At 63.4% G+C, this 23,253-nt stretch carries 24 protein-coding genes; 10 read left to right on the top strand and 14 right to left on the bottom strand.

The genetic code is table 11. The annotated features are described in order from the left end of the window. Positions 1 to 25: 25 nt before the first annotated feature. The 5 genes from AC4CS3_RS20115 to AC4CS3_RS20095 are packed head-to-tail and all read right to left on the bottom strand — an operon-like array spanning position 26 to position 5,939. A complete protein-coding gene (locus tag AC4CS3_RS20115) occupies positions 26 to 1,390 on the bottom strand; it encodes an aldehyde dehydrogenase family protein (protein ID WP_490784917.1) in 1,365 nt (454 codons plus the stop codon). Further along, a complete protein-coding gene (locus tag AC4CS3_RS20110) occupies positions 1,387 to 2,187 on the bottom strand; it encodes a gamma-glutamyl-gamma-aminobutyrate hydrolase family protein (RefSeq protein ID WP_490784916.1) in 801 nt (266 codons plus the stop codon). The genes AC4CS3_RS20115 and AC4CS3_RS20110 overlap by 4 nt, the downstream gene beginning before the upstream one ends. A 5-nt stretch (positions 2,188 to 2,192) precedes the next feature. Further along, complete coding sequence (locus AC4CS3_RS20105; RefSeq protein ID WP_490784915.1) at positions 2,193 to 3,605, bottom strand: glutamine synthetase family protein; 1,413 nt, start codon at positions 3,603 to 3,605, stop codon at positions 2,193 to 2,195. Next, on the bottom strand, positions 3,602 to 4,336 hold the full coding sequence (locus AC4CS3_RS20100) for a FadR/GntR family transcriptional regulator (protein ID WP_490784914.1): 735 nt from the start codon (positions 4,334 to 4,336) through the stop codon (positions 3,602 to 3,604). Before AC4CS3_RS20100 ends, AC4CS3_RS20105 begins: the two co-directional genes overlap by 4 nt. Positions 4,337 to 4,394: 58 nt before the next feature. Beyond that, positions 4,395 to 5,939 (bottom strand): amino acid permease, encoded by a 1,545-nt coding sequence (locus AC4CS3_RS20095; protein WP_490784913.1) that lies wholly within the window; start codon positions 5,937 to 5,939, stop codon positions 4,395 to 4,397. A gap of 136 nt (positions 5,940 to 6,075) precedes the next feature. Here AC4CS3_RS20095 and AC4CS3_RS20090 point away from each other — a divergent pair, with 136 nt between their 5' ends. The 3 genes from AC4CS3_RS20090 to purM all read left to right on the top strand — a co-directional run bounded on the left by AC4CS3_RS20090 (position 6,076) and on the right by purM (position 9,298). Then, complete coding sequence (locus AC4CS3_RS20090) at positions 6,076 to 6,459, top strand: hypothetical protein (protein ID WP_490784912.1); 384 nt, start codon at positions 6,076 to 6,078, stop codon at positions 6,457 to 6,459. A 62-nt stretch (positions 6,460 to 6,521) separates the two neighbouring features. Further along, positions 6,522 to 8,141 (top strand): amidophosphoribosyltransferase, encoded by a 1,620-nt coding sequence (gene purF / locus AC4CS3_RS20085; RefSeq protein WP_078107476.1) that lies wholly within the window; start codon positions 6,522 to 6,524, stop codon positions 8,139 to 8,141. Further along, positions 8,138 to 9,298 (top strand): phosphoribosylformylglycinamidine cyclo-ligase, encoded by a 1,161-nt coding sequence (gene purM / locus AC4CS3_RS20080; protein ID WP_490784911.1) that lies wholly within the window; start codon positions 8,138 to 8,140, stop codon positions 9,296 to 9,298. Before purF ends, purM begins: the two co-directional genes overlap by 4 nt. A 70-nt stretch (positions 9,299 to 9,368) precedes the next feature. Here purM and AC4CS3_RS20075 read toward each other — a convergent pair whose 3' ends face one another. The 7 genes from AC4CS3_RS20075 to AC4CS3_RS20045 all read right to left on the bottom strand — a co-directional run bounded on the left by AC4CS3_RS20075 (position 9,369) and on the right by AC4CS3_RS20045 (position 15,347). Beyond that, positions 9,369 to 10,154: a VOC family protein gene (locus AC4CS3_RS20075; RefSeq protein ID WP_490784910.1), complete on the bottom strand. Its 786-nt coding sequence runs from the start codon at positions 10,152 to 10,154 to the stop codon at positions 9,369 to 9,371. 121 nt (positions 10,155 to 10,275) lie between these two features. Continuing rightward, the gene (locus AC4CS3_RS20070) at positions 10,276 to 11,256 is read right to left on the bottom strand and encodes a TIGR03086 family metal-binding protein (RefSeq protein ID WP_490784909.1); all 981 of its coding nucleotides are present in this window, start codon (positions 11,254 to 11,256) and stop codon (positions 10,276 to 10,278) included. Next, entirely contained in the window at positions 11,253 to 11,582 is a 330-nt protein-coding gene (locus AC4CS3_RS20065) for an ArsR/SmtB family transcription factor (RefSeq protein WP_490784908.1), read from the bottom strand. The genes AC4CS3_RS20070 and AC4CS3_RS20065 overlap by 4 nt, the downstream gene beginning before the upstream one ends. Positions 11,583 to 11,646: 64 nt before the next feature. Next, positions 11,647 to 12,447: an amino acid ABC transporter ATP-binding protein gene (locus AC4CS3_RS20060; protein WP_441414061.1), complete on the bottom strand. Its 801-nt coding sequence runs from the start codon at positions 12,445 to 12,447 to the stop codon at positions 11,647 to 11,649. Further along, complete coding sequence (locus tag AC4CS3_RS20055) at positions 12,444 to 13,385, bottom strand: amino acid ABC transporter permease (protein WP_490784907.1); 942 nt, start codon at positions 13,383 to 13,385, stop codon at positions 12,444 to 12,446. Before AC4CS3_RS20055 ends, AC4CS3_RS20060 begins: the two co-directional genes overlap by 4 nt. Beyond that, the gene (locus AC4CS3_RS20050; RefSeq protein WP_490784906.1) at positions 13,382 to 14,326 is read right to left on the bottom strand and encodes an ABC transporter substrate-binding protein; all 945 of its coding nucleotides are present in this window, start codon (positions 14,324 to 14,326) and stop codon (positions 13,382 to 13,384) included. Before AC4CS3_RS20050 ends, AC4CS3_RS20055 begins: the two co-directional genes overlap by 4 nt. Beyond that, the gene (locus AC4CS3_RS20045; RefSeq protein WP_490784905.1) at positions 14,313 to 15,347 is read right to left on the bottom strand and encodes a M14 family metallopeptidase; all 1,035 of its coding nucleotides are present in this window, start codon (positions 15,345 to 15,347) and stop codon (positions 14,313 to 14,315) included. The genes AC4CS3_RS20050 and AC4CS3_RS20045 overlap by 14 nt, the downstream gene beginning before the upstream one ends. A 112-nt stretch (positions 15,348 to 15,459) precedes the next feature. Here AC4CS3_RS20045 and AC4CS3_RS20040 point away from each other — a divergent pair, with 112 nt between their 5' ends. Continuing rightward, on the top strand, positions 15,460 to 16,086 hold the full coding sequence (locus tag AC4CS3_RS20040; protein ID WP_490784904.1) for a GntR family transcriptional regulator: 627 nt from the start codon (positions 15,460 to 15,462) through the stop codon (positions 16,084 to 16,086). A 154-nt stretch (positions 16,087 to 16,240) separates the two neighbouring features. Here AC4CS3_RS20040 and AC4CS3_RS20035 read toward each other — a convergent pair whose 3' ends face one another. After that, positions 16,241 to 16,474 (bottom strand): DUF3073 domain-containing protein, encoded by a 234-nt coding sequence (locus tag AC4CS3_RS20035; protein ID WP_028265518.1) that lies wholly within the window; start codon positions 16,472 to 16,474, stop codon positions 16,241 to 16,243. A gap of 243 nt (positions 16,475 to 16,717) precedes the next feature. On the opposite strand from AC4CS3_RS20035, the gene AC4CS3_RS20030 reads away from it, so the two are divergent. Then, a complete protein-coding gene (locus AC4CS3_RS20030) occupies positions 16,718 to 17,413 on the top strand; it encodes a septum formation family protein (RefSeq protein WP_490784903.1) in 696 nt (231 codons plus the stop codon). Here the strand turns inward: AC4CS3_RS20030 and clpB are convergent, their stop codons facing one another. Next, the gene (clpB, locus tag AC4CS3_RS20025) at positions 17,414 to 20,083 is read right to left on the bottom strand and encodes an ATP-dependent chaperone ClpB (RefSeq protein WP_490784902.1); all 2,670 of its coding nucleotides are present in this window, start codon (positions 20,081 to 20,083) and stop codon (positions 17,414 to 17,416) included. It abuts the gene before it with no gap. A 232-nt stretch (positions 20,084 to 20,315) separates the two neighbouring features. Here clpB and AC4CS3_RS20020 point away from each other — a divergent pair, with 232 nt between their 5' ends. The 5 genes from AC4CS3_RS20020 (at position 20,316) to AC4CS3_RS20000 (ending at position 23,252) form a co-directional block, all read left to right on the top strand. Next, entirely contained in the window at positions 20,316 to 20,783 is a 468-nt protein-coding gene (locus AC4CS3_RS20020) for an SRPBCC family protein (protein ID WP_490784901.1), read from the top strand. A 16-nt stretch (positions 20,784 to 20,799) separates the two neighbouring features. Continuing rightward, positions 20,800 to 21,669 carry a DUF4031 domain-containing protein gene (locus tag AC4CS3_RS20015; protein ID WP_490784900.1) on the top strand — a complete coding sequence of 290 codons (870 nt, stop codon included), beginning with the start codon at positions 20,800 to 20,802 and terminating at the stop codon, positions 21,667 to 21,669. Further along, positions 21,666 to 22,445 carry a 2-phosphosulfolactate phosphatase gene (locus tag AC4CS3_RS20010; protein ID WP_490784899.1) on the top strand — a complete coding sequence of 260 codons (780 nt, stop codon included), beginning with the start codon at positions 21,666 to 21,668 and terminating at the stop codon, positions 22,443 to 22,445. Before AC4CS3_RS20015 ends, AC4CS3_RS20010 begins: the two co-directional genes overlap by 4 nt. Positions 22,446 to 22,545: 100 nt before the next feature. Continuing rightward, positions 22,546 to 22,875 carry a PadR family transcriptional regulator gene (locus tag AC4CS3_RS20005; RefSeq protein ID WP_059389920.1) on the top strand — a complete coding sequence of 110 codons (330 nt, stop codon included), beginning with the start codon at positions 22,546 to 22,548 and terminating at the stop codon, positions 22,873 to 22,875. A 2-nt stretch (positions 22,876 to 22,877) separates the two neighbouring features. Further along, the gene (locus AC4CS3_RS20000) at positions 22,878 to 23,252 is read left to right on the top strand and encodes a DUF1048 domain-containing protein (protein WP_490784898.1); all 375 of its coding nucleotides are present in this window, start codon (positions 22,878 to 22,880) and stop codon (positions 23,250 to 23,252) included. Position 23,253 lies beyond the last annotated feature (1 nt).

Genomic DNA, 23,253 nt, shown 5'->3' with positions numbered 1-23,253 from the left:
ATGGGGCTTCCAAAGTTTGGTGGGTTCAGTGCGCGATGAAAACGTTCTTTACTTCGCTGTAGGAATCGAGCGCGTCAGGACCCAGTTCGCGGCCCAGGCCCGATTGCTTGAAGCCGCCGAACGGCGTCGAATACCGGACTGAAGAGTGCGAGTTCACCGAGAGGTTTCCGGCATCCACTCCGCGGGCCACGCGCAAGGCCCGGCCGATGTCTTGGGTCCAGATGGATCCGGAGAGGCCGTACCGGGTGTCATTGGCGATCCGTACGGCGTCCGCCTCGTCGTTGAAGGGAACGACGACGACGACTGGTCCGAAGATCTCCTCACGCACCGCCGGGTCGTCAAAGGAGTCGGGGGCCAGAACTGTGGGCGGGAACCAGAATCCGGGACCTTCGGGCACCTCCCCCTGGAAAGCTATGGGCGCTCCCGAGGGCACAAAGCCCGCGACAGTTTCCCTTTGCCAGGCGGAAATCAAGGGCCCCATGACGGTACTCTCGTCCGCCGGGTCGCCGACTTTGACAGCTCGAACGGCGGGTTCCAAGAGTTCAAGGAAGGCGTCGTAGGCCGATTTTTCCACCAGAATCCGAGATCTGGCACAGCAGTCCTGGCCGGCATTGTCGAACGCACCACCGGGAGCTGCGGCGGCAGCGGCCTGAAGGTCGGCGTCGGCGAACACAATGTTCGCGCTCTTGCCACCCAACTCGAGCGTCACCCGCTTCACTTGATCAGCACAACCGGCCATGATCTGCTTGCCAACCCCGGTAGACCCGGTAAAGACGACCTTCCGCACCGCGGGGTGGGTCACGAAGCGTGCCCCCACCACGGAGCCCTTCCCCGGGATGATGGTCAGCACGCCGTCGGGCAGGCCGGCCTCGCACGCCAGCTCACCCAGCCTCATCGCCGTCAGCGGCGTAAGTTCCGCAGGCTTGAGTACCACCGTGTTGCCTGCCGCGAGCGCCGGAGCGAAGCCCCACGCCGCGATTGGCATGGGAAAGTTCCACGGCACAATAATGCCGACAACGCCCAATGGCTCGTGGAACGTCACATCGAGGCCTCCGGCAACGGGGATCTGGCGCCCGAAGTGCCGCTCAGGAGCCGCCGAGTAGTAACTAATGACGTCGCGCGCATTGCCCGCTTCCCAGCGGGCGTTGCCGACAGTATGGCCCGCATTGCGGACTTCCAGTTGTGCGAGGTTCTCCAGATCGGCGTCGACGGCGGCCGCGAACCGGCGCAAGAGCAGTGCACGGTCCGACGGCGACACCTTCCGCCAGGTCTCAAAGGCGCCAGCCGCGCGGGCAATCAGCGCGTCGGTCTCGGCCAGGGATGCCAGTTCTACAGTTTGAAGGAATTCCTCGGTGGCCGGATTGATGATGTCAAAAGTTGCGGCACTCACGCCCAGCTCTTTTCTGTCGGTTTGAATTCCGTCGATGGGTCGAAGCGCTCAGCGTAAAGTTCGCCGTCCCGGTACCTTCTGGCGGCCTCAACGAATCCTTCAAAGAGGCGCAAGTCTGAACAATTTTGTTCAGGGTGGAACTGAACGCCCAACACCCAGCTTCCTTGGGTCGACTCGACGGCCTCGACCGTGCCGTCCGCCGCATACGCCGTGACGCAGAGCCCTTCGGCAACCCGGTCCAGAATCTGGTGGTGATAGACGGGCGCCGATGCCCGCTCGCCTAGTTGTTCCGCGATGATGCTCCCCGGCCGGGTACCGAACGTCACCTCGCCGAAAACCCCCGAAGCGGGTTGGTAGTTGGCCTCGGGAAGCACGTCCGGCACGTGCTGGATGAGGTTTCCGCCCAAGGCAACGTTCAGGATTTGCGCGCCGCGGCAGATTGCGAAGAGCGGAACCCCTTTCTCCAACGCGGCCAGCGTCAAAGCGATATCGTGCTCGTCCCGCGCGGGCTGGCTGCGGGTGCTCGGGTGAGGCTCGGCGTCGTAATTTCCGGGGTCGACGTCGCTGCCTCCCACCACAATCAGGCCGTCGACAAGGTCAAGTACGGAGGTATCCGTGCCGATGGGCGGCAGGAGCAGGGGTGTGCCGCCCGCTGCCACCACGGCCTCCAAATATGTTGCCGGAAGCACGGCTGCCCGCGCGTCCCAATCCCCCCATTTCGCGTCTTGCAGATAGGTGGTCAGGGCGATCCGGGGCCGTCGGACTGGATCTGGAGCCGGCGTCTGATTCCGAGTCATCGCCCCTACAGCCTTTCAAACCCGCGGCGGAGCTCCCAGTCCGTGATAGCGGACTCAAAAGCTGCCAGTTCGACGTCGGCGTAGTTGACGTAGTGCCGCACCACTTCCTCACCGAAGACTTCCTTGGCGATCACGGAGCTGGCGAACAGATCCCGCGCTTCCCGCATCGTCGTCGGCACGGTGGGAGCGCCCGAGGTGTAGGCGTTGCCAAGGGTTGCCGGTTCGAGTTCGAGCTCGTTTTCGATTCCGTAAAGCCCGCCGGCAAGCATGGCCGACAGTGCCAAGTACGGGTTGACGTCGCCACCTGGCAGCCGGTTTTCAAGCCGCGCGCTTTGACCATGTCCCACGAGGCGCACCGAGCAGGTGCGGTTGTCGAGGCCCCAGGCCACCGCCGTCGGTGCGAAGGAGCCTTTGACGAACCGCTTGTAGGAGTTGATGTTGGGAGCGTAGAAGAGCGTGAATTCCCGCATCGTGGCAAGCACCCCGGCGATGAATTGATCGTAGGTTTTGGTGCGGGCGCCGGTGGCCTTATCCCAGAAAACCAGCTCATCGTCGAGTCCGCGAAGGGACAGGTGGATGTGGCAGGAGTTGCCCTCGCGTTCGTTGGGCTTGGCCATGAATGTAATGGATTGGCCCATGTCATGGGCGATGTCCTTGGCCGCGGTCTTGTAGACGGAATGGTTGTCCGCCGTGGTGACCACTTCGTCGTACTTGAACGCGATCTCGTGTTGGCCGAAGTTGCATTCACCTTTCGCGGATTCCACCGTCATGCCGGCTGCGTACATCTCGTTCCGGATCCGGCGAAGCAGGGGTTCCACGCGACCGGATCCCAGAAGCGAGTAGTCCACGTTGTATTGGTTGGCAGGAGTGAGGTGCTTGTAGTCCAGGTCCCATGCCTGCTCGTAGGAGTCGTTGTAGACGACAAACTCAAGCTCGGTGCCCGCAAGTGCCTTCCAACCGCGCTCGGCCGCCTTGGCCGTCTGGCGCTTGAGCATGGCACGGGGTGAAACAGAGACCGGAGTGCCGTCGGTCATGGACAGATCGCACTGGATCAGCGCACTTCCCTCGCGGTAGGGAAGGACACGGATGGTGTCCAGATCCATGTCGAAAAGCATGTCTCCATAGCCCTTTTCCCACGAGGAAATGTCATAGCCATCCACAGTGTTCATTTCGGTGTCCACGGCGAGGAGGTAGTTGCAGCCTTCGGTGCCGTGTTCCAGGACGGAATCAAGGAAGAATTGCGCGTGAAGGAGCTTGCCCTGAAGCCTGCCCTGCATGTCGGTGAAGCCAAGAATCACCGTGTCTATGGCGCCCTCACCAATCTGTGCCTTGAGTTGCTCAACGGTGAGCATACGGTCATTGCGAGGGTGAACGGTGGTATCCACGGTGTTCGAAATGTCGTTCATGGTGCTGCTCATTTCAGTAGTCCCTTGAGTAGTGCGGCAGTGGACTCGCAGTGCAATTCCATGACGCTTCGGGCCGCTGCAGGCTCGCCGTCGAGGATGGCCTGCACTATCAATCGATGTTCCTGGTTTGAATGTTCGATATTCCGCTGCAGAAAGGGGATTTCCGCCAGGAATTCGTGGATCTTTGTCTGGATGGTGGTACTGGCTTTGTTGAGTTCGGGCGATCCCGCAACAGCGGAGAACGCCAGGTGAAGGCGGGCGTCCGCTTGCCTGTATTCCACCGGTGAACCCGCGTTTTCGACCTCGGCCAACGAATCAGTCAGAAGCCGGCGCTGGTCCTCGCTCAGTCGCATTGAGGCCGCCCGCTGGCAGGCCCCCGGTTCAATCACCGAACGGAAGATGAGGATGTCGCTGATTTCCTCCTGCCGGTCCTTGTTGCCGGGACGCTCAGGCGGCCGCGCGTTGCCGACCGGTTCCACGATGGTTCCGCCGCCCCTCCCCCGGACGGTCGTGACGAAACCGGCTGCGCGCAGTGCGCTGATCGCTTCCCGCAGCGTGGCCCGGGAGACCTGCATACGCTCGGCCAAGTCGCGCTCGGGCGGGAGTCGCTCGCCGGTCTTGAAGATCCCCAACTGAATTGCCGATCCCAAGTGCTCGACGCACGACTCGAAGGCCATATGTCCACGCGCGGGGAGCAGGACCGTCTCCAGTAGGGGGGATTCAATCGGTTCAACGAGGAACATGGCGACCTTCCTGGCTGGGAGGCCGCCGGCGAAGAACCGCCGGCGGCCCATGGTTGTGCTAGTTGAGCAGCTTATCCGCGTCGATCGTCAGATGCTCCTGTTCGGCACTTGTCATGAACGTCCGGCGCCCCGTGGTGTACCAAAGCACGGTGGCGAGGAGGAAGACGACCACGACGGCGATAGGCGCGTAGTTGAAGGTGTCGATGGTGATGTCTGCGACGGGCGGAAGGACGAAGAGGATCACGATGATGGCGACCCACACAATCGCTATCCAGTTGATAATGGGACTCCATTTCCCGAGGTGCCACGGGCCCGGTACGAAGTTCTTGTTGAGCCTGCGGAGCAACACCGGGGTGATATACGCGATGTAGAGCCCAATGACGGCGACGCTCGTCACGGCAAAATAGGCGGTTGTGTTGAACAGGGCGGGTGAGGCGAGCACAATCGCGCAGCCAACGCAGAGCCCGATGGAATTTGTGGGGGTGCCGCTCCGGGCGTTGACTTTGGCCCAGATGCGGGAGCCTGGCAGTGCATTGTCGCGGGAGAAAGCGTAAGTCATGCGTGAGTTGGCGGTCACTGACGCCATGCCGCAGAAGAATTGTGCGCCCACCACGATGGCGAGCAGGAATTTCGCTACGCCGGGGTTGCCCAGCGCATCCAGGAAGATCTGTGCCGGCGGCAAACCGGTTGGAGTGGCACCAAGGGTGGTCAGACCCTCCTCCGAGCCGTTCGGGATCGCCGCGACGAGTGAGTAGAGCAGAATCCAGCCACCAATGATGGAGATGACCACGCTCATGACAATCCCCTTGGGAGCCGCGATGGCTGCGTTCTTGGTCTCTTCGGCAACGTGGGCCGAAGCATCGTAGCCGGTGTAGGTGTACTGCGACATGAGCAGGCCCATGAGGAAGACATACGGTCCGAAGGTGAAGCCTGTTTCGTTGTGCCACGCCGTCATTGTCCAGTCGAAGGACTGGTGGCTCGTGGGCATGATCCACAGCGCCGCCACGATGATCGCGACGCCCACAATGTGCCACCACGCGGAGACATTGGAAAGGAAACTGACAATCTTGACGCCGAAACTGTTGAGCAGGGCGTGGATGATCATCAGGACGACGAACAGGGCGAACGTACCGCCTGCGGTGGGCTCGACGCCGAAAGTCAGCGCCGCGAAAGCCATCATTGTTGTGGCGCAGCCAAAGTCGATTGCGGCGGTGACGGCCACCTCACCGAGGAAATTGAACCAGCCGACATACCAGGCCCAAGCCCGCTTGTTGCGTTTGGCGAGCCTGCCGGCCCAGAAGTACAGGCCACCGGCTGTCGGGTATCGCGAACAAACCTCGGCCATGGAAAGAGCCACGCACAGGACCAAGAGGCCAACGATGGGCCAACCCACGTTGATGGCAGCCGGACCGCCGGACTTGAGCGCAATGCTGAAGGAGGTGATGCAGCCAGCCAAGATCGAAATGATGGAAAACGAGACTGCGAAGTTGGAGAAGCCGGACATGCCGCGATGTAGCTCTTGCTTGTAGCCAAGCTCGGCGAGGGCCGCAGCATCTGCGTCTTGCACAGCCTGCACCTTCGCTGCCGTAGAACGATCACTCATGATTATTCTCTTTCTAAACGGAAGGGGGGAACGGGCCGACACCGCTCGCATCGATAGTGACCCACTTCACATCAATCTGTCAATGGTCTGACTTCAGACCACAAACCAACCTCCTCGAAACGGTAGGCTGGAAGGCATGGTTTCTGAGGACTCAAACGCCGACGGCACGTCACAAAGCGGCACGTCACCCAACAGCGCGGCGCACAACGCCGCGGCACATAACGGCACCCCGGAACGCCGCGGGATCACGGTCCGCCGTGCGCCGAAGTTCGTTCCCTTCATGGGCCTGGGCGGTGTGCTCGGCATCATCGTTGCCGCGTTCGTGGCCTACGGGATCCCCGGCGACGAGAGTTTCGACACCGGGGCGGTCTTCGGGTTCTTCCTCGTGTCCTTTGCCGCGGGCGGCGTGTTGCTGGGCGCCATCGCAGCTCTCGTCCTCGACAAGGTCAGTGTGCGGCGCTCCCGGCGTGCCGTCGTCGAGTCCGTGCCCGGCCCCGCAGAGGACGACGCCGAGGCATAGGATCCCGGTCACAATGTCGCGTGAGGGAAAGTACCACGCCAACATCATGCGACAATTGACCAGTGGCACGTGGCGACGGAAAACTTTCTCATGATCTTCTCCCCGACGAAAAAGGACCTCAGGACGCTTGTGGCGTCTTCGGGGTCTGGGCGCCGGGCGAAGAAGTAGCAAAACTCACCTATTACGGGCTGTATGCGTTGCAGCACCGCGGACAAGAATCGGCTGGTATTGCTACCAGTGACGGCAAGCGCATCAATGTCTACAAGGACATGGGCCTCGTGTCCCAGGTCTTCGACGAGACAACCCTGAACACCCTCACCGGGCACCTTGCCGTCGGCCACTGCCGCTACTCCACCACCGGAGCAAGCCACTGGGCCAACGCACAGCCCACCCTGGGCGCAACCGCCACCGGCACCGTTGCCCTCGCGCACAACGGCAACCTGACCAACACTGCCGAGCTCCGGGAAATGATCCTCGAGCTCAACGGCGGCCAGTTGACCGGAGAAATGAAGCAGGGCAACACCTCGGACACCGCCCTGGTCACCGCCCTCCTCGAAGGCGAAGAGGGCAAGACCCTCGAACAGACCGCACTTGAGCTGCTTCCCAAGATCCGCGGCGGCTTCTGCTTCGTATTCATGGACGAAGGCACCCTCTACGCCGCCCGCGATACCTTCGGCATCCGCCCCTTGTGCCTTGGCCGCCTTGAGCGCGGCTGGGTTGTCGCCTCGGAGCAGTCCGCCCTGGCAACCGTCGGTGCGAGCTTCATTCGTGAGATCGAGCCCGGCGAGTTCATCGCCATTGACGAGAACGGCGTCCGTTCCCAGCGTTTCGCGGAAGCGACGCCGGCGGGTTGCGTTTTCGAGTACGTCTACCTTGCGCGCCCCGACGCTTCGATTGCCGGACGCTCCGTGTACGAGTCCCGAGTGGAGATGGGCCGCCAGTTGGCCCGCGAAAACACCCAGGTAGCGGACATCGTCATCCCGGTCCCCGAATCCGGAACTCCGGCTGCGGTCGGCTACGCCGAGGAATCCGGCATCCCGTTCGCGCACGGCTTCGTCAAGAACTCCTACGTGGGACGCACGTTCATCCAGCCCTCGCAGACCCTGCGTCAGCTCGGCATCCGGCTCAAGCTCAACGCCCTCGAATCCGTGATCCGCGGCAAGCGCGTGGTGGTGGTCGATGACTCGATCGTCCGCGGCAACACCCAGCGCGCCATCGTCCGGATGCTCCGCGAGGCCGGCGCCGCAGCCGTCCACATCAAGATCTCCTCCCCGCCCGTCCAGTGGCCCTGCTTCTACGGCATCGACTTCGCGTCCCGCGCTGAACTGATCGCCAACGGTGCCACCATCGAGGAAATCTCCCAGGCCATCGGAGCGGATTCGCTGGCCTACATTTCCGAAGACGGCATGATCGGCGCCACCCAGCAGCCGCGGGAACGCCTCTGCACCGCCTGCTTCACCGGCCAGTACCCCATCGCACTTCCGGGTTCGGACAAACTGGGCAAGAACCTCCTGGAGCGCACCGACCTCGGCGGGCTGCCGACGTCGGGCATCTCCGCCGAAGCCGCGACCGCGGACTCGGACGACCCGGCCAACAAGCCCGGCGCCACGGGCTGCGATCCCGGACCCGACGCCGAGTTTGAGAACCTGCTGACCGACGCCGATAAGAAAGAGTCTGTATGACCTCCGCATCCTCCGCCGCTGAGAACACAGCCGGCATCACCTACGCGTCCGCCGGCGTCGACGTCGAAGCGGGCGACCGCGCCGTCGAACTCATGAAGGACGCCGTCAAGGCGACCCATAACAGCTCGGTGCTCGGCGGCGTCGGCGGTTTCGCCGGCCTGTACGACGTCTCGAAGCTGCTCACGTACAAGAGGCCCCTGCTGGCCACGTCCACTGACGGCGTCGGCACCAAGGTGGCCATAGCCCAGGCCATGGACATCCACGACACCATCGGCTTCGACTTGGTCGGCATGGTGGTGGACGACATCGTGGTAGTCGGTGCTGAGCCACTCTTCATGACCGACTACATCGCATGCGGCAAGGTTGTCCCCGAGCGCATCGCGGACATCGTCCGAGGCATCGCGGCCGCTTGTTCCGTGGCGGGCACTGCCCTGGTGGGCGGCGAAACCGCTGAGCACCCGGGCCTGCTGGGTGAGAACGAGTACGACGTCGCGGGTGCAGCTACCGGTGTTGTCGAAGCCGACGCACTGCTCGGCCCGGACCGGGTCCGCGCCGGCGACGTCGTGATCGGCATGGCCTCCTCGGGCCTGCACTCCAACGGCTACTCCCTGGTTCGCCGCGTGATCAACCACGCCGGCTGGGCCCTGGACCGCCAGGTCTCCGAACTCGGCCGCACCCTGGGCGAAGAACTGCTCGAGCCCACCCGCGTCTACGCCGCCGACTGCCTGGACCTCGCCCGCGCGTTCCCGGTCAGCGGCCTGGGAACTGCGCCCGGCGCCGTGCACGGCTTCAGCCATGTCACGGGCGGCGGCCTCGCGGCCAACCTGGCCCGCGTCCTGCCTCAGGGCCTCGTGGCCACGGTTGACCGCGCCACGTGGGAACTGCCGGCCATCTTCAAGCTGGTTTCCGAGCTCGGCAATGTTCCCCTTGCCGACCTTGAGCGCACGCTCAACCTCGGCGTCGGCATGGTGGCGATCGTGTCCCCCGAAATCGCAGACGCCGCCGTGGCCCGCCTCAACGAACGCGGCTTGCCGTCGTGGGTCATGGGTACCGTGGCTGCGGACTCGGACTCGATCATCAAGAGCGGCCCGGACTACGTCCAGGGCGCCAAGGGCGTCGACGGCGGCGCAGTGCGCCTTGTGAACGCCTACGCCTAAGGGTTCCTCACGCAAAAAGTGCCCACCCAATTGCCGATCCGGCAGTTGGGTGGGCACTCTTGGTTAAGGCCTAGTTGCTTTCGGCGGCCATGACGCTGAAGGCTGCTCCGGCGGGATCGCCGAGGACTGCCATGCGGCCGACGCCAGGGACGTCGAAGGCAGGCGCGAAGACCTGGGCGCCGAGCTCGACGGCCTTCGCCACGGATTCGTTCACGTCCGCGACATTGAAGTAGGTCATCCAGAACGGCGGCATTCCCTCGACGGGCTGCTTCATGGCGCCGCCTACGGACTTCCCGTCCACCACGAACTGGGTGTATTCCTGCAGATCGCCGGCCGCAGCCGTCTCGCTGGAGCATCCCGTCACGGATTCGTAGAACGCCACGGCCTTGGGAACGTCGTTTGTCTGCAGTTCGCTCCAGACCACCGTGCCCGGTTCATTGACCAACCCGGCGCCGTGGTGGCTTCCGGCCTCCCAGAAACCAATCTGCGCACCCGTCGGATCGGCGGCGAAGAACATCCGGCCGCTCCCGTTGGGGACGCTGTCCGGCGGGAAGACGATGTTGCCGCCGGCCGCCGTCGCGCGCTCGGCAGCCTCGTCGACCGAATCGACGGCGAGGTAATTGGCCCAGAAGGACGGCGCACCAGCCGCAGCCATGTCCGGCATCTGCTGCATCATGCCCGCAACGTAGCGGTCCTGCAGCTTGGCCATGTAGTACGTCATGCCGTTACCGGCGTCCATCGCGTCCAGTTCCCAGCCGAACAGATCACCGTAGAAGGCCTTGGAAGCCTCGATGTCCGACGACGACAGGTCCACCCAACACGGAGTTCCCTGCTTGTAGCTATCAACCTGCGGCATTGCTATCCCTTCGTTGAGTAGCCGGCTTTCGCCAGCGGATACCACGTTCAAAGTAGTACGGGGGTCCGACACTGACAACAGCCAGCGCGGACGGACCCCCTGAAGAGCGGCGTTGGAACCCTTATGCGTGAACAGCCCGGCCCGTGAAAGCGACCAGGCGCTCAAGGCTGGATGCCGTCTCGGCGACTTCCTGAGCCGGGGCGAAGCTGCCGCTCGCACGGACCTGCTCGCTGATGGTGTTCTGCGCGAGGACCTCGACGTAGTCGGTGAGCTCATCCGCAACCGACACTTCGAGGCCAAGGGCCTTGGAGAAGTCCCAAGCGTGGACGAGGAACTCGAGGTTGAGGATCGAGGCGACCATCGTGGCCGGCAATTCGGCGAAGCCCATGTCGATGGTGCCTTCGAGGCCGCGGCGGTAGAAAGCCTCCAGCGTGGGCTGGGCGAGGTCGGCGATGCGCACCTCAGGCGACTTTCCGGCGTCGTCGGCTACTTCGGCGCCAAGGGCCTTGGCGATGTTGGCAATTGAGCCAGCAAGGTGTTCAAGCAACTGGGACACGTTGAAATCGGCGCACGGAGTCTGGGTCTGCGCGTCGGCCTCGGTCACGTGCGCCAGCACGCGCTGCACGATGGCGAGCGTGGCGTCCGCAGAGGTGAGCTCGTTGAGATCGGCGGGGGCAGCGGCCCATTCGTCGGCACCTGCGTCACCCGTGGAGGCCTCGGCGAGGAGACGGTCGAGGTAGTGGTTCCAGCCCTCGGAGTGGGCTGCGACGGCTTCCGGCGTCGGAAGGCCTTCGTGCACGAAGCGCACCGTGGTCCCGCCGTCGGCTGGCTCAAGGGTGATGGCTACGGTGGAGACGTTGTCTGCCGGGGCCTCCGGCTGCTCCCAGGCCCACGTGAAGACGATGCGCTTGCCCGGTTCGATTTGGGTGAACGTTCCGGCTGCGTGGTGGCCTGGAGTGACGGTCCAGCGGTACTCGCCGCCTACCTTCAGGTCGACGCGCGCGGCTACGGTCTGCCAGCGGCGGAGGCGTGCGGGCTGCGTGATGAGTTCGAACGCCTGGTCGACGTTGAGGGGAAGAAGAACGGTCTTGTCGTAAATCATGGTGATTCCTCTGTTGTTTGAAGGCGGTCGGTGGTGAAGTTTTGTGCGTCAGCGAGGAGCATGTCCAGCTCAGCGGTCCAGAACTGCTCAAAAAGCATCCGGAGTTCTCTCATGCCGGCGTTGTCCAAGCGGTAGAAGCGGTTGCGTCCTTCTTTGCGGGCAGCAACGAGGCCTACCTGCTCCAGCACCAACAAGTGCTGCGAGATGGCGGATCTGCTCACCGTGAATTCGCCAGCCAGCTCCGTCACGGTGCGCTCGCCCGCCGCAAGCAGGTGCAACAGACGCCGCCTGTTCGGCTCCGCGGCAACTTCCAGTGGGTCGAGCATGATTAATACGTTAGCCGGCACTAACGCATTCTGTCAATCACTTCCGAGAGCGCACTATCAACGACTACAGAACCGCGGACAAAAACGCCCTGGTCCGTTCATGCCGGGGGTTGCCAATGACCTCTTCGGCGGGACCTTCCTCAATGATCCGGCCACCGTGCATGAACACCACTCGATCCGCCACGTCGCGGGCGAAGCCCATTTCATGCGTCACAACAATCATGGTCATTCCTGTCCGGGCCAGGTCCTTCATCACCCTGAGGACTTCGCCCACGAGCTCCGGGTCCAGCGCCGACGTCGGCTCGTCAAACAGCATCAGCTTCGGCTGCATACACAGCGCCCGGGCGATCGCCACCCGCTGTTGCTGCCCGCCCGACAGGTGCCGCGGATACGCATCCGCCTTCTCCGAAAGGCCCACCTTCTCCAGCAAATCCAATGCCCGACGGCGGACATCCGCCTTGCGCTGCTTGAGCACCCTGAGCGGGGCTTCCATCAGGTTCTCCAGCACAGTCATGTGTGGGAAAAGGTTGAAGTGCTGGAAGACCATCCCGATATCGGTGCGGTCGGCGCAGATTTCGTTGTGGGACTGTTCGTGGAGCTTGTCCCCCTTGATCCGGTAGCCCACGGCCCTGTCTCCAACCCACAGCAGGCCGCCGTCGATCTTCTCGAGGTGGTTCACGCACCGCAGGAAGGTGCTTTTCCCCGAGCCGGAGGCGCCGATCAGGCAGACCACTTCGCCGCTTTGGACGTGGAGATCGATTCCCTTGAGGACCTCGTTGTCGCCGAAACTCTTGCGCACTCCTTCCGCGCGCACCAGCGGAAGCGCCTCCGGCGCCTTCCGGCTTTCCTTCGTGTCGATGGTCATGACTGCTTGCCCTTTCCTGCGCCCTGCGCGGAGTGAACCCTGAAGAATTTCCGCAACCGCTCGGCGGCGGTCGGCGGGACGGAACGGGACGTTCCCCGCGCGAAGTGCCACTCCAGGTACCCCTGGCCTACCGTGAACACCGTGGTGACGATGATGTACCAGATGCTGGCCACCAAGAGCAGAGGGACCACCTGCAGGTTCTTCGAGTAGATGATCTGGGCGGAGTACAGGAGCTCGGGGACAGCCAGGACGCTGACCAACGAGGTCATCTTGAGCATGCCGATGAACTCGTTGCCCGTGGGAGGAATGATGACGCGCATGGCTTGCGGCAGGATCACCCTGGTGAGGGTCTGGATGCGGGACATGCCGAGCGCACCCGCGGCTTCGCCTTGGCCTTGGTCGATGGACTGGATGCCTGCCCGGACGATCTCCGACATGTACGCGGCCTCATTGAGGCCCAGGCCAAGGATCGCTGCGGCGAGCGGTGTGATGATCTGGTTGGCGTCGAGGCTGACCCACGGGATACCGAAGGTGATCTCCGGATACAGCGCCGACAAGTTGAACCAGAACAACAGCTGGACCAGGACCGGCGTGCCACGGAAGATCGTCACGTAGGCGCTTGCCGAGGCCTTCACCACGGGGTTTGCCGAAAGCTGCATGACCGCAAGCACCACGCCAAGCCCCACCCCGGCAGCCATGCAGACAACCGTCAGGAACAGGGTGATGCCGATCCCGTTGACGATGGCGACGTCGCGGAAATACAGGGCCACCTTGTCCCAGCCGAAACGGGGATTGCTCACCGCGGAAACAAGCAACAAGATCACGACGGCGGCTACCGCAGTACCAGCCACCCATCGCCAGGGGTGCCTCGCTGAGACCACGGTGAACTGTCCGCTGTCCCTTGTTCCAATGTTAGGGGCGGTGATCACCCCGCTCATTTCGCACCACTCGCGTCCACAGCATCAGCGCCGATGGTCACCGAGTCCGGGATTCCGTACTTCGCGTTGATCGCTTTGTACGTGTCGCCCGCGATCAGCGCCCGGACGGCAGCGACGATCGACTTGGTCAGTGGCGAACCCTTGGGCAGGGCGATACCTACCGGCGTCGGCTCGAAGTCCTGGTTGCTTGCGAGCTCGAAAGCACCGCCTGAAAGCTTGCTTGCGTAGCCCATGCCGACAAGACCCGAGAGGACGCTGTCCACACGGCCGGAGATAAGGGCCAGGTTGGCTTCGTTCTGGGAGGGAAACAACTGGATGTCGATGGGCGCCTTGCCTGCGTCGACGCACTGCTTTGAAAACGCCGGAAGGGTCTCGATCCCCTGCGTGGTTCCCTTCTCGCCACCCACCTTGGTGCCGCACAGCGTCATCGCGTTGAGGGACAATTTCTTGGGGTTGCCCGCCTTGACGGCAAGGCCAGAGCCGCTGCTTTGGTAGGAGGCGAAATCGGCATTCATCTTGCGCTCGGCCGTGACGTTGAAACCCGAGATGCCGACGTCGTATTTGTTGGAGCTCACGCCAGGGAGGATGGTGTCGAAGGTCGCGGGGACCATCTTGACTTCGAGCCCCAGTGTCTCGCCGACGGCTTTCGCGAAGTCCGCGTCCCAGCCGACAACCGTCTTGCTGTCAGCAGCATAGAACTCATACGGCGCGAAGGTGGGGTCGGTGCCAACCACCAGCGTCCCTTTGGCCTTGACGTCCGGGGGCAGGAGATTCGCGGCGGACTGGTTGAAACGCGCCGCCGGAATCGCGGCGTCTTTGCCGGGAATGGAGGTGGCCGCGGCTTCCTTGCCGGCGTCGAGTGACGCAGTGGTGCAGCCGCTGAGCCCGACGGCAGCGGCCAGCAGCAGGGCGCCTGTGGAGATGTCTCTAGGACGGTTCATGATTGCCTTTCAGATAGCTTGTTCCGTGGTCAACGGCGATGTTGACCACGGTGGTACCGACATTGACGAGGGCGGGATGTCGAACGATTGCGACCATCCCGTCCATGGGTGCAAAGAAGTCTTTTGGAGGCCGCTCGAGTTCTTCCACGGAGTGGACCCGAGCCACGAGGTCTCCGGCCGTGACCTTCTGGCCAAGTTCGACCACCGGCTCGAGGATGCCCGCCATCGTGGAATGGACCGGGGACTGGGCAGTGAGTTCGATCCACTGGATCGGGGCTCTGGCGGTGACCGGCCCGGCGTCCTTAAGCACGCCCCAGTGACCAAGCAGCGAACGAAGTCCGGTCCTGGCCCTGTTAAGGATCGGCAGGGATACGGTTCCCCTGCCACCAAGTTCGGTCGAGATCATCGGTACGCCCGCCCGATCGGCAGCGCCGCTGATGGAACCCGACTTCAGCATGGGCTTCACCACCACGGAGTACGGGGCATTGAACGCGGCCACCGCCGCCGCCTTCTCAGCCCACAGCTCCGGTGTCGGTCCTTGGTAGACGAACGCGGACGGAACATACTCCGAGGCGATTCCCCCAGAGTGGATGTCCATCACAAAGTCCGCCATCGGGATGAGTTCCCCGGCCACAATAGAGGCGATCTGCAGGGCTGGTCCGCCGTCGGCGCGGCCCGGGAGTGCCCGGTTCAGATTGACCCGGTCCACGCTGGAAACGCGTCTTCCTTTGCGGACGGCAGCGATGTTGAGGGCAGGCAGGATAATCAGTCTCCCTGTCACCTCATCCGGGTTCAAAGTGCGGATGAGTTCCTGGAGCAGGATCTGGCCTTCATATTCGTCACCATGCGTGCCCGCGATCAAAAGAACCGTGGGGCCGTCTCCACCACTCAGGACCGCGATCGGCGAGGGGATGACAGCGGCGTCATTTTCGTTGTCCGAATGTTCGATCTCCAGGTAACCCAACTGCTTGCCGACGGCGGCGAAATCGATCCCGGGTATGCGTGGAATGTGCAGGCTCATAGGGCATCTTTCCTCGGGGTTGGTAGAATTGGATTCACTGTATACAGTGAATCCTGTGATGTAAAGCACGTAGGATTGAACGAGTTTTGATACCAAAAAGGGGATGGGGCGAATGGCCACGCAAGCTGCCAAGGGGATGAGGCCGCTGAGCGAGCACGTCTACGACAGAATCAGCAATGAGATCGTCAACGGAGTGGTCGAGCCTGGCGCTCCCCTGGTCCAGGAACAACTGGCCGAAGAATACGGCGTTTCCCGGACGCCGGTCCGCGACGCACTGAACCGCTTGGTGCACGAAGGACTCGCCACTTTGGTCCCGGGCTCCGGGTATTTTGCGACGACGCTGACCCGATCAGCCGTCGAGGAAGTCTATGAGGTACGCAAGGCCCTTGAGATCATGGCCATCAGGCAATGCGGGGCCAAGTACACCAACCTTCAGCTTGCCCGGCTCGAGCTGCTCATCGCCGAGGGTGCCGCAAGCGCCGACCCGGAGGAATTGTTTACCGCCACGCGGGCGTTCCATTTGGGCCTGGCGGCGCCTACGCCCAACGGATTCCTGCTGAAAACCCTCGAATCCGTCTGGGACAACCCGGTTCAACGGCTCATCAGCCGCTCGTATCCTTTGGACGACGCCAAGCTTGAGCGCGTGGCGGACGCCCACCGGAAGATCCTTGCTGCAGCCCGCGCCAATGACCTCGAAACACTGATCCCTTTGCTGGATCTGTGCCACGAGAAGGACTGACCGGCAAAAAGAACGAAAAAGGCCCGTAGCGCACGCCAATCTTGGCGCGCCCTACGGGCTCTGTGTTTCAGGAGGCATCTGGGGATGCCAAATCACTTCGTGTACGACGGCGGTACGCAACTCGATGCCGAAAGGCACCTGATTGTTGCTACAGCTATCCGATACGGCGGGTGTCTACCTCGTCGTCATCGTCTTCCAAGTCCTGTGCGTACTTGTCCTCGTAAGCCGAGTAATCCGGCTCCGGCGGATCATCCGCGAATCGGCTCGTCGCACGACTTGATGGCCCAGTCAGCTCGCGCTGAAGGGCCGAATAGTCAGTGTTCGGGGAGTAGTACTTGATGTCCCGAGCCTGCTTGGTAGCTTTTGCCTTTTGACGGCCGCGCCCCATGGCGTGACCCCCTTTTGTACTTGGACCGGAGGTGGTCACCTTGGCGATCGGTGAGGCCCCGGAATGTTTGGTCAATTTGTCGTATGTCTAGATTACATGCTTTCTGGAGCAACTGCGTGCCACGACCTTCGCGAAAGCGGCGTCACAGTTCCACCTGGCAGTATCTCCATTCATTGGCATGAAAAACTTGGGTAGAGTCGCCCTAATATCGGGCCGCACGCATGAAAGGCAGCAAACTCAGACATGGGCCAGGACAACACGATCCCGGGCAACAACGGTACAGGCGACAACGAGTCGCCGGTAGACCCTGGTTCAGGGACCGGGTATCCGGGGACTTCGGGCAGCTACCCGGATACTGGCATGCCTGGCCAATCCGAGCCCGGGGACGGCTTTCCCTCCGAAAAAGGGTCGTCCCTGCGGACTGCCCTGGACGCCATAACGCGGTATCGGCTCATCATTGGCGGCATTGTGCTGGCTGTATTGATCCTCATCGGAGTAGTGATCTGGATCCTCGTTGGGGCCTTGGCCAACCGCCCGGCGGCCGCGCCCGTCCCCGCACCGGCCACGTCCACTAGCCGCGGCCCCCTCCCGGCTGATGTCGAGGCAAAGGACTACCAGCTGGGCGATTGCTTCGCCGATTTCGACTCCAACGCCACCAAGTCCAAAGTGGTGGACTGCACCACCGACCATTCTGCCCAGCTGGGCGCCATCTTCCGGTACAAGGCTGACGACACCTTCCCCGGTGCCACTGCCTTGCGTGACAAAGGCCGCGAAATCTGCCGTGATCTGATGCTCAACGAGGCCTCCACGAAGTACGCGCTCCTGCAGCAGAACGTGTACCCGAGTGCCACCAGCTGGGACAACGGCGACCGCCGCGTGGACTGCTTCATCGTGGTGAACTCGGGAAACACGCTCAAGGAATCCGTGCTGCAGAAGTAGTTACTCCTTCCGCCTCACCGTCAGGCCGCTACCCGCCGGAGCTCCGCCGTCGGGACCCGTCAAAGCTTCCAGCCCCTCGATGGTGAGTTCGTCGACGTCGGCCGCCGTATCCACGAGCACCGTGTCGCCGTCTGCGACCTCTCCGGCGAGGATCTCCTTGGCCAAGCGGTCGCCGATCTCGCGTTGAACCAGCCGTCGCAACGGACGGGCGCCGTAGGCGGGATCGTAACCGGACATCGCGAGCCAGGCCCGGGCGCCGTCACTGACTTCAAGGGTGAGCCGGCGGTCGTGCAGCCGCTTGGTCAGTTCGTCCACGTGCAGCTCGACGATCCTGGCGAGCTCGTCCACACTGAGCGGATCGAACAGGACAATCTCGTCGAGCCGGTTGAGGAACTCCGGCTTGAAGGACGCGTTGACCACGGCCATGACCGCATTTCGCTTGGCCGTGGCGTCCAGGGTCGGATCCACAAGGAACTGGCTACCGTGGTTTGACGTCAACACCAGGATGGTGTTCCGGAAGTCCACGGTGCGGCCCTGCCCGTCGGTGAGGCGACCGTCGTCGAGCACTTGCAGGAGGATGTCGAACACCTCCGGGTGGGCCTTCTCCACCTCGTCTAGCAGGATCACGGAGTACGGGCGACGGCGGACCGCTTCAGTGAGCTGCCCGCCTTCCTCATAGCCCACGTATCCGGGAGGGGCGCCGACCAGCCGGGCCACGGAGTGCTTTTCCCCGTACTCGGACATGTCGATCCGCACCATCGCGCGTTCGTCGTCGAACAGGAAGTCAGCGAGCGCCTTGGCGAGCTCGGTTTTCCCGACGCCGGTGGGGCCCAGGAACAGGAACGAACCCGTGGGGCGGTTGGGGTCACTGATGCCCGCACGGGCGCGGCGGACCGCATCGGAAACGGCGGCCACGGCCTTGGACTGGCCGATCAGCCGCTTTCCGATCTCCTCCTCCATGTGCAGCAGCTTCTGGGATTCTCCCTGCAGCATGCGGCCAGCGGGGATCCCGGTCCAGGCCGAAATGACCTCGGCGATATCGTCCGCCGTGACTTCGTCCGCGACCATCAGGGCGGGCTTCGCTTCACCGCGCGCTTCCCGGGCGGACTCTTCCTCGGCTGCTGCGCTGAGCTCGCGCTCCAGAGCGGGCAGTTCGCCGTAGAGAATGCGCGAGGCAGCTTCAAGGTCGCCTTCGCGTTGGTACTTTTCGGCGGCCGAACGCAATTCATCGATTTTCGCCTTGAGGTCGCCAACGCGGTTGAGCCCGGCCTTCTCGGATTCCCAACGGGCGTTCAATGCCGCGAGGGCTTCCTTCTTGTCGGCCTTGTCCGCGCGCAGCGCAGCGAGGCGTTCGATGGAGGCCGCGTCGGTCTCGCGGGCGAGGGCCAATTCCTCCATGGTCAGACGGTCCACGGCACGGCGAAGCTGGTCGATTTCCTCAGGAGCCGAGTCGATTTCCATGCGCAGCCGGGACGCGGCCTCGTCCACAAGGTCGATCGCCTTGTCCGGCAACTGACGGCCCGAGATGTAGCGGTTGGAGAGCGTGGCGGCGGCCACGAGGGCGGAGTCCGCGATCGCTACCTTGTGGTGGGCCTCGTAGCGTTCCTTGAGGCCGCGGAGAATCCCGATGGTGTCCTCCACGCTTGGCTCGCCCACGTAGACCTGCTGGAAGCGGCGTTCCAGGGCAGGGTCCTTCTCCACATTCTCGCGGTACTCGTCCAGGGTGGTGGCGCCGATGAGGCGCAGCTCGCCGCGGGCCAGCATGGGCTTGAGCATGTTGCCCGCGTCCATGGCGCTTTCACCGGTGGCACCGGCGCCCACCACCGTGTGGATTTCGTCGATGAACGTGACAATCTGCCCGTTGGAGTTCTTGATCTCCTCCAGCACGGCCTTGAGCCGTTCCTCGAATTCGCCGCGGTACTTCGCGCCGGCCACCATGGACGCGAGGTCCAGCGCGATCAGGGTCTTGCCCCGTAGGCTTTCCGGGACGTCGCCGGCCACCATGCGCTGGGCGAGCCCTTCGACGACGGCGGTCTTGCCGACGCCGGGTTCACCGATCAGCACCGGATTGTTCTTGGTGCGCCTGCTCAGGACCTGGACGACCCGCCGGATTTCGCTGTCCCGCCCGATCACGGGATCCAACTTGCCGGACCGCGCGACGGCGGTGAGGTCCATGCCGTACTTCTCGAGGGCCTGGAAGGTGTTTTCGGGGTCTTGCGAGGTGACTTTCCGGTCGCCACGGACACCCGGCAGGGCGGCGAGGAGCGCTTCGTGGGAGGCGCCGGCGTCGCGCAGTAGCTTCCCAACGGCATCGCTTCCGGCCGAGAGCCCCAAGAGGAGGTGCTCAGTGGACACGAAGGAGTCTCCGAGTTTCTCGGCCTCGTTCTGGGCGGCCTGGATGGCCTGCATGGAGGGACGGGAAAGTTGCGCTTGCTGCACCGAACTGCCCGACGACGACGGTAGGGCCTTGATAGCCGAGCTCGCCTGCACGCTCACGGCATCCGGGTCCGCTCCTGTGGCGCGCAAAAGCGCCACGGCGACACCCTCGCGCTGGTCCATGAGCGCCTTGAGCAAGTGGGCCGGTTCCAGCTGCGGATTTCCGGCGGTGGAGGCGTTCATGGCCGCCGCGGAAAGAGCCTCCTGGCTCTTGGTGGTGAATTTGACGTCCATGGAAGAGCTCCTCTCGGGAGTAGACTGTTTCTCAAAGTTGAGTCTACTATGCTCAACTTTGGCAGATCATCCCTCCTGCTCCATGTTTGCCGACGGCGAAACTGCTGTCTATAGCCCTGCCCGCTTATGTGCACCCGCCGTCGGGATCGTGGGTCCGGGCCGTGGGCTGCGTGCCGGAACGCAGCGGGCGGCCCGCACCCACGATCCCGGTAAAGCGCCGTACGATATGCACATGGCACCCTTCACAGTCACTCGCAATGCGCTGATCCCCGCCGCGCCCGCCGACATCTTCCCCTTCGTCAACAACTTCCACGAGTGGACCAAATGGTCTCCGTGGGAAGCCGTTGACCCCAAGCTGAGCCGCAGCTACTCGGGCAACGAATCCGGCGTCGGAGCCAAGTATGCCTGGAACGGCAACAACAAGGCCGGCACCGGAACCATGGAAATCGTCGGCTCGGAAGAGCCTGGCAAGATCGACATCCGCCTCGAATTCACCAAGCCGATGAAGGCCGTCAACCCCACGGGGTTCACGTTCGTGCCCGAAGGGGACGGCACCCGCGTCACCTGGACAATGACCGGCGAGAACAAGGGCCTCGGCAAAATCTTCGCTTTGTTCATGAACATGGAGAAGATGGTGGGCGGCGACTTCGAGAAAGGCCTGACCGCACTCTCAGCGGTAGCCACGCGGAAAAACCCGTAGTTTCTCGGCGCAGGCCATGGCCGTCTACGTTGATCCGCCGTTGTGGCCCGCGCACGGGACCGTGTTTTCCCACCTCGTCTCGGACACATCGCTCGAGGAGCTGCATGCCTTCGCCGAGGCTGCGGGGATTCCCGAGCGCGCCTTCGACGGCGATCACTACGACGTCCCGGAACGCCGCTACCAGGACCTCCTTTCCGCAGGTGCCATCCCCGTGGAGGCCCGGATTTTGGTGCGCAAACTGATCGCGAGTGGCTTGCGGATCCCCGCCCGCCAACGGAGCAAGGCCCTCACCGTGCCCTTGCTGGAGCGCTGGAATTCGACACTTCCGGGACACGAGGAGCTGGGTTTCGAATTGCTCGAACGCTGGGGCGAGGACCATCGGAAGTACCACAGCCGCACGCATTTGCTGGCGGTCCTGGAAGCCTTGGATCTCCTCACCGAACCCGGGCCGCCCGCGCGCTCAGTAACTTTGGCCGCTTGGTTCCACGATGCCGTCTACGAGGGAATCGCCGGCCAGGACGAAGAGCAGTCGGCCAGGCTGGCCGAGGACCGACTAGCCATTGCGGGACTTCCCGGGCAGGTGATCGACGACGTTGCCCGGCTTGTCAGGCTGACCTCCACCCACAGCCCCGAACCGGGAGACCATCTCGGCGCCCTCCTATGCGACGCCGATCTGTCCGTCCTCGGCGCAGAACCCAAGGCTTACGCCCGCTACCTGGCTGCTGTCCGCGAGGACTACGCGCACGTCGGCGATGCAGACTTCGCGGCAGGCCGCGCCGCCGTCGTCCGCCAACTGCTCGCCTTGGATCCGCTCTTCCACAGCGAACGCGCGAAAAGCCTGTGGCTCGATGCCGCACACCGCAACCTGGAGGCCGAACTGTCATGACCATGGCGGGGACGGTGCACCGGCAGCTTCCGTTCACGGTGAGGTTTGAATGGGGGCTCGACGGCGCCCATGCGGTCGCGTCCGGAGCGGACCTCGCCGTGGTGGTTGACGTCCTCTCCTTCACCACATGCGTCAGTGTCGCCGTCGATCGGGGCGCCATGGTGTTCCCCTATCCGTGGAAGGACGCCGGGGCTGAGGATTTCGCCGCCCACCACGATGCCCAACTGGCGGGTCCGCGAGGTGGAGGCGGCCTGAGCCTCTCGCCGTCGAGCCTGCGGGACGCCCGGACGTTGAGCCGCGTCGTGCTGCCTTCACCCAACGGCTCGTCGATCGCGTACGAGCTCGCCCGGGAAATCCCCCTTATCGCAGCCGTGTCACTGCGAAACGCAGCGGCCACCGCGGATTGGGTGGCATCCGAACTCCCTCTGGATGCGGTGGTGGCGGTGATCGCGGCCGGCGAGCTTTGGCCCGGCGGTTCGCTCCGGCCCGCCGTGGAGGATCAGATCGGGGCCGGCGCCTTCATTGCCGGGCTCGCTGCCGCAGGGCGAGGCGGCTTCACACCGGAAGACGGCAGGGAAGGTTTCGCGCCGGAGGCTGATGCCGCGATGGCCGTGTTCAACGCCGCCGAACCCCGGCTCCATGACGTTCTGCGGGGCTGCTCCAGCGGCCGTGAGTTGATCGGCGCAGGGTACGCGGACGACGTCGAGATCGCCGCCGAACTTGACGCCGGGACCGCTGTGGCCCTGTTGAGGGACGGCGCGTTCCAGCGGCCCTGAGTGCGCTTCGGTGCGGTTTCCATAGGGGCTTGCGCTTCCACTACTTAGCGGTACTATGTACCAGTAGCTAGTAACACTGAGTAGTGAAAGGAGGTGTCCGATGGGCAGGCAAATGACGGAGATGCTCAAAGGGACCCTGGAGGGCATCGTTCTCGCCCTCCTGACCGGGAATCCCGCGTACGGGTACGAAATCACGACGCTGCTCCGGGGGCAGGGCTTCACCGAGATCGCCGAGGGCACCGTGTATGCGCTGCTCGTCAGGATCGAGCAAAAGGGCCTTGTCGACGTCGAGAAGCGGCCGTCCGAGAAGGGCCCGCCGCGCAAGGTCTATTCGCTCAACGAGCAGGGCGAGAAGGAACTGGACGAATTCTGGAATACGTGGAGTTTCCTGTCCGAGCGACTGGAACAGCTCCGAAAGGGAGGAAAGTGAACATGGCCACAGGGTGGATCGAGCAGCTCACGGGATCGCTCGAACAGAAGAAGCAATACCGCCAAAACAAGGCACGCGTGGAGCAGCTTCCCGCGGACTATCGCACGGCGGCGACCGCGCTGGAACGGTACCTGATGTACTTCGGGGCCATCACCAAGGGCGACGTGCTGCTGCAGATGCTTGGCGATCTCACCGATCTGTTCGAGCAGAGCGCCGCGGATGGAACGCCGATCCGCTCGATCGTCGGTGACGATCCGGTGGAATTCGCCGAAACGTTCATGCGCAACTACACGGTAGGTCAGTGGATCAACAAGGAGCGCGAACGCCTGGTCAAGGCAATCGACGCCGCTGCCGGAGACGATGGGAAGGAGAGGTAAT

The organism is Arthrobacter sp. SE2, from assembly GCF_058244265.1.
This window is presented reverse-complemented; position numbering and strand designations above follow the sequence as displayed.